The organism is Methylobacterium sp. E-012, assembly GCF_057836545.1.
In genome coordinates, this window is sequence record NZ_JBYQEY010000001.1 from 923,555 (window position 1) to 937,168 (window position 13,614).

Annotated in this window: 12 protein-coding genes; 4 read left to right on the forward strand and 8 right to left on the reverse strand. The window is 66.7% G+C overall.

Annotated elements, in window-relative coordinates; all coding sequences use genetic code 11:
- Positions 1-6: 6 nt before the first annotated feature.
- The 5 genes from AC3IF1_RS04300 to AC3IF1_RS04320 all read right to left on the reverse strand — a co-directional run bounded on the left by AC3IF1_RS04300 (position 7) and on the right by AC3IF1_RS04320 (position 5,504).
- Complete coding sequence (locus AC3IF1_RS04300) at positions 7-813, reverse strand: ABC transporter ATP-binding protein (protein WP_243972049.1); 807 nt, start codon at positions 811-813, stop codon at positions 7-9.
- The gene (locus tag AC3IF1_RS04305; RefSeq protein ID WP_243972051.1) at positions 803-1,729 is read right to left on the reverse strand and encodes an ABC transporter permease; all 927 of its coding nucleotides are present in this window, start codon (positions 1,727-1,729) and stop codon (positions 803-805) included. Before AC3IF1_RS04305 ends, AC3IF1_RS04300 begins: the two co-directional genes overlap by 11 nt.
- A gap of 4 nt (positions 1,730-1,733) precedes the next feature.
- The gene (locus AC3IF1_RS04310) at positions 1,734-2,786 is read right to left on the reverse strand and encodes an ABC transporter substrate-binding protein (RefSeq protein ID WP_489216112.1); all 1,053 of its coding nucleotides are present in this window, start codon (positions 2,784-2,786) and stop codon (positions 1,734-1,736) included.
- A 634-nt stretch (positions 2,787-3,420) separates the two neighbouring features.
- Positions 3,421-4,788: an ATP-binding protein gene (locus tag AC3IF1_RS04315; RefSeq protein ID WP_489216114.1), complete on the reverse strand. Its 1,368-nt coding sequence runs from the start codon at positions 4,786-4,788 to the stop codon at positions 3,421-3,423.
- The gene (locus AC3IF1_RS04320) at positions 4,785-5,504 is read right to left on the reverse strand and encodes a response regulator (protein WP_489216116.1); all 720 of its coding nucleotides are present in this window, start codon (positions 5,502-5,504) and stop codon (positions 4,785-4,787) included. The genes AC3IF1_RS04315 and AC3IF1_RS04320 overlap by 4 nt, the downstream gene beginning before the upstream one ends.
- 187 nt (positions 5,505-5,691) lie before the next feature.
- On the opposite strand from AC3IF1_RS04320, the gene AC3IF1_RS04325 reads away from it, so the two are divergent.
- From AC3IF1_RS04325 to AC3IF1_RS04335, 3 genes are all read left to right on the forward strand, one after another.
- A complete protein-coding gene (locus AC3IF1_RS04325) occupies positions 5,692-6,003 on the forward strand; it encodes a GCG_CRPN prefix-to-repeats domain-containing protein (protein WP_409564868.1) in 312 nt (103 codons plus the stop codon).
- Positions 6,004-6,084: 81 nt separating this feature from the next.
- Entirely contained in the window at positions 6,085-6,483 is a 399-nt protein-coding gene (locus tag AC3IF1_RS04330) for an EF-hand domain-containing protein (protein WP_489216118.1), read from the forward strand.
- Positions 6,484-6,566: 83 nt separating this feature from the next.
- A complete protein-coding gene (locus tag AC3IF1_RS04335) occupies positions 6,567-6,839 on the forward strand; it encodes a GCG_CRPN prefix-to-repeats domain-containing protein (protein WP_489216120.1) in 273 nt (90 codons plus the stop codon).
- Positions 6,840-7,529: 690 nt separating this feature from the next.
- Here the strand turns inward: AC3IF1_RS04335 and AC3IF1_RS04340 are convergent.
- Entirely contained in the window at positions 7,530-10,334 is a 2,805-nt protein-coding gene (locus AC3IF1_RS04340; RefSeq protein WP_489216122.1) for a GAF domain-containing hybrid sensor histidine kinase/response regulator, read from the reverse strand.
- A gap of 7 nt (positions 10,335-10,341) precedes the next feature.
- A complete protein-coding gene (locus AC3IF1_RS04345) occupies positions 10,342-10,539 on the reverse strand; it encodes a type II toxin-antitoxin system ParD family antitoxin (RefSeq protein ID WP_489216124.1) in 198 nt (65 codons plus the stop codon).
- A gap of 1,215 nt (positions 10,540-11,754) precedes the next feature.
- Here AC3IF1_RS04345 and AC3IF1_RS04350 point away from each other — a divergent pair.
- Positions 11,755-12,570 (forward strand): alpha/beta hydrolase, encoded by an 816-nt coding sequence (locus AC3IF1_RS04350; protein WP_489216126.1) that lies wholly within the window; start codon positions 11,755-11,757, stop codon positions 12,568-12,570.
- A gap of 274 nt (positions 12,571-12,844) precedes the next feature.
- Here AC3IF1_RS04350 and AC3IF1_RS04355 read toward each other — a convergent pair whose 3' ends face one another.
- Entirely contained in the window at positions 12,845-13,588 is a 744-nt protein-coding gene (locus AC3IF1_RS04355) for an SDR family oxidoreductase (RefSeq protein ID WP_489216128.1), read from the reverse strand.
- Positions 13,589-13,614: the final 26 nt, after the last annotated feature.

The window sequence follows — 13,614 nt, forward strand, 5'->3', positions numbered from 1 at the left end:
ATAGGGTCAGACGAGCGCTTCCTGCTCGGCGAAGGCCCGGTCGACCTCGTCGCGCAGGTGCTCGGTGAGATGCCGGCGCATCGCCTCGGCCTCGGGGGAGAACGGGTCGCGCGGGCGGGGCAGATCGTTGCGGACGATCGTCTTGATCCGCCCGGGGCGGGCGGTGAACACCACCACCCGGTCGGCGAGCGCCACCGCCTCGTCGATGTGGTGGGTCACGAACAGCACCGAGGCGCCGCTGTCGCGCCAGACGTCGAGCAGGAAGTCCTGCATCTTCTGGCGGGTCTGGACGTCGAGCGCCGCGAAGGGCTCGTCCATCAGCAGCACCTTCGGGCGCATGGCCAGCGCCCGCGCCACCGCCACACGCTGGCGCATGCCGCCCGACAATTCATCCGGCCGCTTGTCGAAGGCCTCGGCGAGGCCGACCCGCTGGAGCGCCGCACGGGCGACGCTGCGGCGCTCGGCCTCCGGCACGCCCTTCAGCGACAGGCCGAAGCTGACATTCTGCCAGACGCTGAGCCAGGGCAGCAGCGAGGTCTCCTGGAAGATCAGGCTGCGCTCGGGGGAGGGGCCTGTGACCGGCGCGCCGAAGGCCAGGAGTTCGCCCCCGGAGGCGGGTTCGAGCCCGGCGATCAGGTAGAGCAGCGTGCTCTTCCCGCAGCCCGAGGGTCCGAGGAACACCACGAACTCTCCGGGCCGCACGGTCAGGTCGATGTCGCGCAGGGCCTCGTGGGCACGGGCGGTGCCGGCCGCCCAGACCTTGGCGACGCTGCGGCAGGCGACGGCGTCGACGGACGCGACGTCAGAGCCCAAGGGAGGACCCCGCGTCGCGCGGCAGCCAGTAGAGCATCCGCCGCTGGACCACCCGGAACAGCAGGTCGAAGGCGAAGCCGAGCAGGCCGATCAGCGTGATGGTGAAGAACACGAGCGACGGGTTGAAGGTGTTGCGGGCTAGCATGATCACTTGGCCCAGCCCGTAGCCGACGCCGGTCGCCTCGGCGACGAGCACCACCATCCAGGCCCCGAACAGGTTAAGGCGCAGCACCGCCAGCAGCCCCGGCAGGATCGCAGGCACGATCACCCGCGCGTAGATCTGACGCTTCGACGCCCCCATGGTCCGGGCGACGTTGATGTAGTTCCGGTTGACCCCGTCGATCTGGTGGATGGTCGACAGGACCATCGTGAAGAACAGGGCGATGAACACCATGAAGATCGCCGGGGCGTTGCCGATTCCGAACATGAAGATCGCCACCGGCAGCCACGCGATCGGCGAGACCGGCGCCAGCAGCGTGATGGTCGGCAGGGTCAGGCGCTCGAACAGGACGACGTAGCGGATCGCCACACCGACCAGGATTGACAGGGTCGCGGCCAGGAACAGGCCCGCCAGCACCCGGCCCGTGGAGGCGAGCACCGTGATCAGGACCGCCATGGCGGGGCTCGGGCCGGCGTTCATGCCGGTGCCGATCTGCCAGCGCTGGGCGGTGTTAAAGAAGCGCGCCTGCTCGACGAGGTTGCCGAGGAAGATGTGCGGCGGCGGCAGCAGCTTGGCGTCGGCGATGCCGAACGCCCAGAGCAGCTCCCACAGGCCGGCGAAGCAGCCAACCGAGACCAGCATCCAGCCGGTCCGCTGCAGGAGCGGGACGAAGCCCTCGGGCAGCGCGAGGCGCTGACCGAACGGGAGGCGCGGCCGGACCTGCGGGACGGCGGCGCGGGCGAGATCCACGGCCATCCGCTCAGGCCGATTTCAGCTTGAGCTTGCCGTAGAGATCCGGGTTCTCGGCGATGACCTGCTCCAACAGGGTCCAGTCGATCGCGTCGCGGCCAGGCTTCTTCTTGATGTAGCCCATCTCGGCGACGGAATCGGTCCGGTCGAGGATGAACTGCGTCTGGTTGCGGGCGTCCACCACCGAGGGCTGCCGGCCCATGGCGAGCTGAGCGTTGCTCATGGAGGTCTTGTAGTAGGAGCCGACGAGCGTGTTCAGGGCGGACTGGGGATCGCTCTCGGCCAGGGCCTGGGCCTTCATCATGCCCTTGATCAGGGCTTTGACGGCGCCGGGATTCTTGGCGATCAGCTCGTCACGCACGGCGAGCACGCAATCGGTGTAGCCCTTGCCGTAGATGTCGGTGCCGTCGGAGAGCTTGACCGCGCCCTTCACGTCGGTGAGGAGCGCCGTGCCGTAGGGCTCGATCGTCGAGATGATGTCCAGGGCACCGGCGCGGAACGCCTCCACGGCCTCCGGGGTCGAGCCCATGTAGCGGACCGTGATGTCCTTGAAGGCGACGCCGTTCTTCTTCAGCCAGTCGTAGGGCAGCACCTCCAGCGTATCGAGTTGGAAGGTGCCGAGCGTCTTGCCCTTGAGCTTCCCCGGGCTGTCGAGGCCGGGCTGGGCCACGAGCACGCAGCCCTCGATGCCGCCGCCGGCCACTATCTTGACCGGGGCGCCGGCGTCGTAGAGCGCCATGAAGCTCGTATAGGGCATCACGCCGGCATCGACTTGGCCCATGCCGAGGAAGGTGACCTGATCCGAGAAGGTCGGCGTGTTGACGAAGTCGATGGTGAGGCCGTCATCCTTGGCAAGCTGCATCGCCTCGGCGAGGAAGAAGTTGAGGTTGCAGAAGCCGGTCCCGTGCGTCGCCCGGATGCCGGTGGCCGCCGAGGCCGGGCTGCTCAGGCCTGGGCCCAACGCCAGGGTGAGCGCCGCGCCGGTGCCGCCGAGGAAGCGCCTGCGGCTGGGCTTGAACCGCGAGAAGTCTGGGACGCGATAATCGCCGTGGCGGTCGCACATATCGACTCTCCTCAGAGGGCGGATCGCACGACCCGCCGGATTACGTGCCGATGGTGAAACGGAGGGATCGGAACTCGGGACAGGCTCTAGGCAGTCGCGGAGATCCGGTCGCCCGGCACCTCACCACATCGACGGCACGCCAACCTTTAGCTGCCGCCGGAGCGACGCTGCGCTGGCAAATGAGAACCAAGAAGCGTGCCAAATGTGGGGATCGACCGTATTGGCCGCGCTTGACCTGTCCGCCTCACGGAGCTCGTAGTCAGCAGGCTCGCCGGGGACACCCCGCTTCTCGCGGGGCTGTCGACATCACGCGACGTAGCCCGGTCGCTTGCTGGCGCCGATAGCGAGGGTCGAGCGCCCGCAAGCTGTCCTTTCGGGCATCCGGAAGAGGCGCTATCGAACCGTCGGCTTTTCAGGCTAACCTTCTCCGAAGCGGATTGGCGGCTTTCGGCCAGTTTCGGTCTTGCCAGTAGGCTCGGCGGGATGACTGGGGTGGGTAGTTTGCTGCCGGTCTGCTTTTGGGAAACCAGACGTTGGCTCGGATCGCGGTGGGTATCGTCTATCCCCGGTGCAGGGATGACGCTTGCCATGGTCGGACCTTCGTCGAACGCAACGGGCGGAGGGCGCCGCTCCTCTACGAACCCGCTGAAGTCGGGAACGCTTCACGCGGCATCGTGACCGTCGCGCGCAACCCTCCGTTTGGGCGATTCGCCAACGTGATGTCACCGCCATGGGCCCTGATCGCGGAACGAGCGATGGCGAGCCCAAGACCAGTACCGCCCGTTTCGTCGCTGCGCGACGCGTCGAGCCGGGCGAAGGGGGCGAACATGTCCTCGATACGGTCCGGCGGTATGCCGGGGCCGTCGTCGTCTACGAGGATGCAGACCTCCGTGTCGTGGTCCTCGAGGGTGATCCGAGCCCGGCCGCCATAGCGCACGGCGTTCTCTGCCAGATTGTCGAGGGCACGTCGCAGCACCGGCTCGCGTCCGTGGAACGGAAGTGACGGCGGCGCATCCACCACGACATCCCGGCCGAGCACGCGGTGGTCGTCGGCCAGGGTCCGCGCGACGGCACCGAGGTCAAGGCGGCTGCCGCGTCCCTCGGAGGCGTCCTCCCGCGCGAAGGCGAGCGTAATCTCCACCGTCCGCTGCATGGTGGTAAGCGTCCGCACCATCGCCTCGCGCAACGCGGTATCCTCAACCATCTCTGCCCTGAGCCACAGGGACGCGATGGGCGTGCGCAGGTCGTGACTGATCGCCGCCAGCATTCGCGTCCGGTCCGCGACGAACGCCCGCGAGCGAGCCTGCATCAGGTTGAACGCCGCCGTCATCGTCCGCAGTTCGCTGGGGCCGCGCTCGGGCAGGGGTTCGAAAGCGGCGCCGCGACCGGCCATCTCGGCGGCCTTCGCGAGGCTCGTCACCGGCCCAACGATCCCGCGCCTAGCGACAGAGACGACGCCGAGCACCGCGACGACGCTCGCCAGGATCTGGATGAGCCCGACACGCATCCACGGTGGGGTCCGCAGCGCGAGCGGAGCCTCCGCATTGAGCCAGCGTCCGTCATCGAGCCTGACGGAAACGCGCAGGGCCTGGGGCCTGTCGGCGATACGATCGGAGGCCGCCTCTCCTGTGATGTCCCGCTCGACGAGAGCGATCCGGGCTTGGCCGGCGTCGTCCTTCAGACGCCGGTCGATCCGTCGTGCAAGCCGCAACTCGTCCGCCCCCATCGCACCTTCCGGCACGAGGCTCCCGGCATCGATGGTGAAGCGGTGACGGGGGGAACCGTACGCCGCGATGACGCTCGGGACGGTATCGGCCCGGATCGTGTCGAGCAGGCGCACCAGCGTGGCGATCCGGTCGACAACCTGGGTCCTGGCCACGGCGTGACCGATCTGGGACGACTCGTGCGTGAACATCGCGAAGGCCACGGCCTGAGCACCGACGACCGCGAGCACGAGCAGGAGCGACAGCCGACCGCCCAGCGAGTGCGGCGTTAGCCTCACGGTACCGTCCTCACCTCGGCGGCCAGGACATAGCCGCCGCCCCAGACCGTCTTGAGCAGGGCGGGGTTCGTCGGATCGCGCTCCAGTTTGCGCCGGAGGCGGCTGACCTGATTGTCTATGCTGCGGTCGAACGCGTCCGCGGTCCGGCCGCTCGTCAGGTCGAGGAGTTGGTCGCGCGTGAGGACGATCCGCGGATGGCTCGCCAGGACCGTGAGCAGCCGGAATTCCGCGGTGCTGAGCGCCACTGAGGTGCCGGCCTCGTCGACGAGCTCGCGCCGGACGGTGTCCAGCGTCCACCGGTCGAACGCCAGCTTGCGCCCGTCGGCTGTGTCACGAGTACGGGGTAGCGCGCGGGTACGCCGGAGGAGGTTCTTGATGCGGGCGAGGAGCTCGCGCGGATCGAACGGCTTCGTGACGTAGTCGTCCGCCCCGATCTCCAGGCCAACGATCCGGTCGGTTTGCTCGGCCAGCGCGGTCAGAAGGATCACCGGCGTATCGCGGGCCTCGCGGATGTGGCGGCACAACGAAAGCCCGTCCTCGCCCGGCATCATCACGTCGAGGACGACGAGGTCGATAGCGCTCGTCACGAGGACGGAACGGGCGGCCGCCGCATCGGCCGCGACACTGACCCGAATGTCATGGCGCTTCAGGTAGGCCGCGAGCGGATCGCGGATATCGCGGTGGTCGTCGACAACCAAAACGTGCGCGTCGTCCATGTCCCTTCCTCCCGAGCACGGGATGTAACGCCCCGGCCCGCCCGCAGCGTCGAAAAGATGTCGCGAATTGTATCGGTCAGCCCGGATCCGCGACCGCCTGCGACACTTCTGAGCCATCCCGGCAAACGCCTGCGACAGGTGGATGAGATGGTCTGTCCATCGCAACCGACCATCGGAGGACGAGACGATGACGACGCGAACGGTGCTGAGGCGCCTTATGTCGGCAACGCTGCTGTTGGCTGGACTTGCTGCTCCCCTGGCGACCGCAGGCGTAGCCGAAGCCCGCGACGGCTGCGGCCTCGGGTTCCACCGCGGGTTCTACGGCGTTTGCCGTCCTAACCTCGGGCCGAGACCATTCTACGCCCCTTATGCCTACCGGCCGGCCTTCTACGGTCCGCGTCGCTTCGGCTGGGGCGGCCCTCGCTGGCACCGCTGGGGCGGATACCGCCACGTCGGATGGCGTGGGGGATGGCGCGGCGGTTGGCATCGCCACTGGTGACGGGAGTTTTCGGCGGTCCGACGCTCGGTGACGTGGCGTTCAGCCCGTCATCGAGGTCCTTCATCTATAAGAGGTCCACGCATGACCAAGAGAACCGTTTCCCTGACGCTTGCGGTGTTCCTCGCAACCACGGGCGCCTACGCCCAGGCACTCTCGAACGCGCCTTCGCCATCTGGTGACCATGCGGCCGCCGGCGTCGATTTGGCCACTTTTCAGGCGAGACACCTGAAGCGGCTGATGCGGGCCGACGCCGATCACGACGGCCGGATCAGCAGGGCGGAGTGGACGGCATGGTGGGAGGCACATCCCGGAAAGGGGCCATCCGACCCGGCAGGCCGATTTCGGGCCATCGATGCGGACGGCGACGGCTTCCTCACTGCACAGGAGGTCGATGCGGTGTCCACCAAGCGCTTCGCCCGGCTCGACGTCGACCATGACGGGCATGTCAGCCGAGCCGAGCGTCCCTGCCGCGTCAAGTAATCCGAGCTGTGCGTAGCCCGGTCCGGCGACGTCTACAGCGGCAACCCGGTCGAAACGGCTTGCTGACTTAGAAAGGTATCAAAATGAGGATCACTAATTTGATCGTCGCCGCGGCTACGTCCATGCTCATCGCCGGCCAAGCCCAGGCGCTGCCGATGGCGGCCCCCGGGTTGGGCCCTGATGCGCCCATCGTCCAGGTTCGCGGCGGTTGCGGCTTCGGCGCCCATCGCGGAGGCTTCGGCGGCTGCAGGCTCAATCGAGGACCGCGGGGCGCCATCCGACGGGCGATGACGGGGGCTCCGCGTGGTTGCCCGCCCGGGCTCTATCGAGGCCCCGCCGGCCGTTGCCATCGCTGAGGCGCGGCTTGTTCGACGTCCGAACAATGTTTGGATAAATGGAGATCTTCCCGGGCGGGGTTTGATCCGTCCGGGGGGCTCGCACGACCACTGGCATCCCTGCAACTAGACGCCGCGGTTTCAGCGGCTTCGCCCGGCAGGCGCGCTATGCCTCGACGGCGCTGACTCGTGCTGGTCGGCCTCTGCACTGGTTGGCTCGGCTGGCAGGGTATCCTACGGGGGCATACTGAGCATGCCGTTTCGCTGGGTTAGGCGCATGGATGATGACAGTCCGGCCTTTACTCGGCTTACGTCCGCTTACGGGTTAAGTCAGAGAAATGCGGGGCGACCGTGTTGGGTCGGTAGGAGGCAGTCCGCTTTTCCGGCGGGTCTCCTCCGAAGCGGACATGTTTCTTTCGGCCAGATGCAGCCTACACGAAGCGCCGGCCCGAGCGGCTCAGATGGGTGGTTTTCGGCCCGTCCGCTTCCGGACGACGGATGCATTGAAACGGACATAACCGCTAGGTCCGCACACGACCCTTTTGGGACATTCGGAAGGTCCGCTTCGTGGCAGCGCCGCCGCGCGAGGCAGTGAATTTCGTCGCGGTCGCCTCAGTGAACTGGTGACTTGTCTTCGCCGGCATCAAGGATTGCGTAACGGGGGCGAGATGCGATGGTGTACCAGCTCGACCGCAACTCGACGGAAAGGGATCAGCCAGCGAGGATGCGCTTGCGCCTCTGCCACGTCGCCACCTTGCGCAGGACACGTGAGAGTTGCTCGACCGAGTACGGCTTGTGCAGCAACTCGAACCCGTAGGTTCCATTCTGCGCGAGGACGTGGCTGTACCCCGAGGTCAGGACCACCGGCAGGTCGTGGTACAGCTTCCGGATCTCCTGCCCTAGTTCGATCCCGCTCATGCCGGGCATCATCACGTCCGAGAACACCACGTCGAACCGGGCCGCCTCCTTGGCCAACGCAGCCAGCGCCTCCTCGGCGTTGGCCGCCCAGACCGTCCGATAACCTAGTTCGGCCAGCGACTGGGTCGCAAAGCTCCCGACCTCTACGTTGTCCTCGACGACCAGCACGCGCGTGCCGTGGCCCGCGACGAGCGCCGCCGGCTCAGGCTCGGACGTCATCGGGCGTCGGTCCTGTCCGGCGCGAGGCAGGTACAGCGTGAAGGTCGTGCCTTGCCCAACCACGCTCGTCACCATGACCTCGCCACCCGACTGCTTGGCGAAGCCGAATACCTGGCTGAGGCCGAGGCCCGTCCCGTGTCCGACAGCCTTCGTCGTGAAGAATGGCTCGAAGATCCGCTCGATGTCGGCGGCGGCGATCCCCGAGCCCGTGTCCGTGATCGACACGGACACGAAGTCCCCCGACATGGGAGAATGAGCCCGAAGCGCCGGGATGCCCGACACTGCTTCGACTACGATCGCCAACACGCCCTCACCGGCCATCGCGTCACGGGCGTTGATCGCCATGTTGACGATGGCGGTGTCGAACTGGCTCGGGTCGGCGTCGACGTAGGTGGCCTCCGCCGGCAATTGGGTCGCCACCCGGATGCGAGAACCGGTCAGGGTGCCAAGCATGTCACCGATAGCCGCAACGCTTTTGCCGAGATCGAACACCTCCGGCTTCAGGGCTTGGCGCCGGGCGAAGGCGAGCAGCTGGCCCGTGAGCTTGGCGGCGCGGTCAGTGGTGTCAGAGATCGCGGCCACGTAGCGGAGGCGGCGTGCCTCGGGCAAGTCGGGTCGCTTGAGCAGGTCGGTCGACGACTTGATCACGGTGAGCAGATTGTTGAAGTCGTGCGCGACGCCTCCGGTGAGCTGGCCGATCGCCTCCAGCTTCTGCGACTGGCGCAGGGCCTCCTCGACGGCCGCTCGCTCGACCATAGCCTTCGCTATGCGCTGTTCGAGGGTTTCGTTGAGGTCGCGCAAGCGTGCCTCGGCAACGCGGCGCTCTTCGAGATCGTGCTGTGCGGCCTTGAACAACTGCGCGTTGTCGATCGCGATGGCTGCCTGTGCCGCGACCGCCATCATGAGGTGCTCGTGCCGGAGCTGGAACCGCGCTGTCTCAGGGTGCCCGAAGAACAGGCCGCCCAGCACCTTGCCGGAGCGCGAGATGACCGGCACCGCGAGGTAGCTGCGCACGGGTAGATGCCCCTTGGGCATGCCACGATGCGGCGCGTTCTTGCCGTAGCGATGATCGGTCAGGATGTCGTCCGAACGCAGCACGCCTTCCCCGCCGAAGGTCGGGGCGAAGACGGAGGTGTTGCGCGGCATCGGGAACTTGTCGAACTCGGAGCGATCGACTCCCGAGAGGGTGTAGAGCATGTAGCTCTCCCCCTTAGGGTCGAGCACGTTGTAGAAAAACGCTCCGAACTGTGCCCCCGTCAGCTCGACCCCTGCGTCGGTGACCATCTGAACCACACGTTCGAGGTTGAGTTCGGCGGCTAAGGCCGTCCCGACCCGGTTGAGGGTCTCCAGCGTCCGCCGCTCCTCGCGCAACGCCACCTCGGAGCGCGCCCGCTCGACCGCTGCCCAGGTCCGTTCGGCCACCTCCTCGATGAGCCGGACCTCATCGTCGGTCCAGCGGTGCGGGGTACCGTGCAGCGCATAGAGCAGCGCGACGAAGCGTCCGCCCTTGACGAGGGGGGTGTTCAGAAACGCTCGCGTTCCGATGGCGGCATAAGCGTCTGCCGTATCAGGGCCGGTCGTCGGATCGGTGGCGGTATCGTCGATACGGACCGTGTAGCCGGCCCGCAGCTGAGCGCTCATAACCGGCCCGTACTCGTCGAGCACGTGAAGCCCCGCGGCGCTCGCGAAGCCAGGGGCGGTCCAATCCCGTTGGATGTACGTGCGCTCACCGGTCTCGTCGATCGCTTCGGCATAGCCGACACAGCCGACACCGAGGTGCGTGCCCAGTGTCGCGCAGGCCGCCGCCTGGACCTCGACGGGATCGCTCAGGCCGCGCAGAGCATCGTCGAGCACCGCGTTGAACGCCTGCCGCCGGCTCTCCAGCACCTGCCGCGTGGTCTCGTTGGTGACGCAGAACAACCCGACGACGGCCCCGCTCTCGTCCCGCAACGGCGAGTAGGAGAACGACCACCACGTCTGCTCCGTGTGGCCATAGCGCGCCATGGTCAGGGGCAGGTCGTCGAACCGACTGGCTTCCCCCGCCAGCGCGCTTTCGGCGATGGGTCGGACTTGGTCCCAGACGTCGGGCCAGAGGTCGGCGATCGGAACGCCGAGGGCGTGAGCGCGACGCGGGCCGAGGATCGGGCTGTATGTGTCGTTATGGAAGAACAGCAGCTCTGGCCCCCATGCCAGGAACATGCTTTCTGGCGAAGCGAGGATCAGCTCGATGGCGAGGCGCAGGGCGGTGGGCCAAGCCTGCGGCGATCCGAGCAGAAACGGCGACCAATCGTGTGCCCGGATCGCCGCGGCGACATCTCCACCGGCGGCGGGGAACGAGGGTAGCGCCCTTGACGTGAGCGGATGCGGAGAAGCGGTCACCGATGCCTCAGGGGCGAGGCTGGGCGTGTGTCGACACTTGTCTGCTGCGCCCGCGCTTCATCATCTGCTCATGCTCGATCAGCAGACGCAGACCCGCGCGGACCGCCTCGCTGGCATTGCTGTAACGACCTGAGGCCACGAGATCGCGGATGAAGCCATCGAGTTCTGGCGTCAGAGAGAAGTTACGGGTCGGTGTGGTCGACATGGGCATGCACCTAGCAAGCCACGCTGGCATGTCAAAGGTTGACAACCTTTGTGTGGCGCTTGGACGCTAGCGGGATGAGTTCAGTCGTCCTCACCAGCGCTTCGATAGCCAGTTGGTGGGGTTTTGCGTCATCGAGAATGAACCCCTGCCTCCTGCCGAGGTCTGCTGATGACGGCGCACCTGAGGTCCGCTTCCCACCCCGAGCCGAAGTTGCTGGAGGGCTCATCAACGGCCGCTTTGGAGCAGCGCAGCCAGCGGTCTGGGCGGCTGGGTTGGGCCGGAACCGGGATGGCCGTTGCGGGCGGAAAGCGGACTTTCAGAGCCTAGTGACCTACCTCGAACTCCACTTCGACCTGGCCACCTGCAGCGAGATGGCGCAGGCGCAATGTTGCCGGAGCGCTTGCGGTCTCCAGTGTCGAGAACTTGACTTGAGGCGCGTTCGGCCCACGCCAAGTCAAGTTGGGCGCACTGGAATGGTCCTCGAAGGTCGCGCACGCGCCTGCGAACACGAGGTTCTGGTCGTCCGCTAGGCGGTCGTTCGATACCGCCGCCGGGACGACGAATACGCGGTTGTAGCAGAAGGGCGCGATAGCCCCGCCACCGTTCCAGGACGCTAGGACCACACTGAATGAACCATCTGGCGAGGCGACGACAGTCAGGTTGTCCGGCGCAGACGGTTCGCCTGGCAGTGAAGGCCAGACCCAACCCCACGACGGTGCCGAGCCCGATGAGTATGAGGGCGCTCGCCAAAATTCGAACCGCGAGCCTAACCATGTCGGCCTCCGAGCGACCCATTCAGGTGAGCCGCCGCTCATACTCGCATACGCAACCTGAAGGTCTGCCAAGGGTGGATTTCGGACGGTCTGCTTCTGAGCGCAAAACGTAAGAAGCAGACGCCGCCCTCGCGCTCACTTGCGACTCATCTTGGGCCTTCGAAAAGGATGCCGATCGGTGGTTAGGCTACCCGCCACATAATGCGGTCGAGCGAGAGTGCGTAAAGATTGGCGGGACGGAGAAGCTCAACGACGCGAGTGACGGCTCGGGACCGTTCCGCAAAACAGCGACGAGGCTCCTCTTTCGAACGACGAATGTTGCAGTCTGTATCATCACTGCAAGTTGATGCCCTCAGCCAATCTGTTCAGATAACTCGCAGGAATACAGGCGCAGTCTTCATGGGTCGATCAAGGCATTCCTATCAGTCTGTTAAGAGGATCTATGATGCCGGGTAAATTCACCCTCTCGCACCTCGCCGTTAACCTGCTCGGCGTCCCGGCCTTCGCCCAGACCGGACCAGCAAGGCAGGCCCTTGTTGCGGGAGAGCGCGTGATAAATCTGCCGCTCGGTGGTGGTGTTGACCAGCGCGTTCTCTACGACGCGCCGCCTCACCCCCGGGCAACGCTCGTCATGCTGCCGGGCGGCTCCGGCGACATCGGCGTTCGGCGAGACGGGGACCTGCGCCACGAGGACAACTTCGTCGTCCGTACGCGGGCGGACTGGGTTGCAAGGGGCTACGCCGTGCTGATCCCCGACACCGTCGATCAGGCGAACCTGCGGGGCCTGCGAAGCTCACCGGCCTACGGTCAGCTTGTGAACGGTCTGGCAGCTTACGCCCGGGATCGAGCCTCTGCACCCGTCTTCTTGGTTGGCACCAGTCAGGGGACGATCGCGGCGATAAACGGGGCCGCCCACGCCCGGTCGGGTCTCATTGCGGGCTTGGTGTTGACCGAGTCCGTGTCTGTGCCCGGACAACGGAGCACCGAGACGGTATTCGACGCTGATCCGGGGGGCGTGCGCGTTCCGGTATTGGTCGTCGCCAACCGAGACGATGCTTGCGACGTGGCTCCGCCCGAGATGGCGCCACGCATTGCCGCGACCATGACGCGTTCGCCCAGCGTTCGCGTTCTCGCAGTCAGCGGCGGCATGCAGCGTTCGGACAGAGCCTGCGGTTCACTCTCGCCCCACGGCTACTACGGGATTGAGCAGGAGGTGGTGGGCGGGATCGCCGGGTGGCTCCAAACGCACGGTGGCTGACCGCGACTCACCGCCGAAGAGGGCGCTGAGCAGCTGCGCGCGTACTGGCTGCGGCCGCGTGGGCTGGTTCCGCGCGTGGTGTACGCGACTATGATTTGCAGGCGAGCAGCGAGAGACGAATGCTGCGGGTCGTTTCAACGACTGGTTCCAGAGATGCGCACCTGCTGACTAAGCGTTCAGGTTGGGTCGGAAGCAGTAGGGCGGCTCAGGGTGGATATCTGCCAGTCCGCTTCCGCTCAAACATGTAGCGGAAGCGGACGTTCAAGGGCTCGTGTCAAGCCGCCGCCCAGGCGATCGCATCAGCGCCGGCCGGCAGGCGCATCGGGCAAGCCGGGTCGGTTGCCGCGCGCCAGACCGCATCGGCCACGTCCGAGGCCCGGGTCAGCTCTTCCGTCGCCTGCTGGAAATTCGCGAAGACCTGCCCCGCCAGATCACCGTAGGCCTCGGGCACATTCATCCCCATCCGGGTACGGGCGTTGACCCCGAACGCGGTCTCCGGCGATCGGCCGGGAAGGACGAGATGGGCGCGCACGCCGAATGGCACGAGCTCGTGGGCGAGGGACTCTGTGAAAGCGTTCACAGCCGCCTTGCTCGCGGTATAGACCGCCAGCAGCGGTAGCGGTCGCAGGGTCACGCTCGACGTCACGTTGACGATCACCCCCGCGCCCCGTTCCCGGAACTGCGGCAGCACGGCCTGGGTCATCGCGATAGTGCCAAGGGTATTCGTCTCGAACACCTCCCGGGCGGACTCCATCGACAGGCCCTCCAGGGCGTTTAGCAGCCCGACGCCCGCGTTGTTCACCAGGACATCGAGCGGCCCGGCCTCCGCAACGGCCCGGGCAATGCTGTCGGCGTCAGTCACGTCGAGCGGCAGGACGGTAAGGCGGTCGGACTCCGGGAGCAGGGCCACCTGAGGCGTGCGCATCGTGGCGACGACTCGCCAGCCGCGGTCGAGAAACACGCGTGCCGTCTCCAGGCCGAAGCCGGATGAGCAGCCGGTGATGAGGATCGTGTTCATGGGACCTCCCGTGTGACGCACCACGG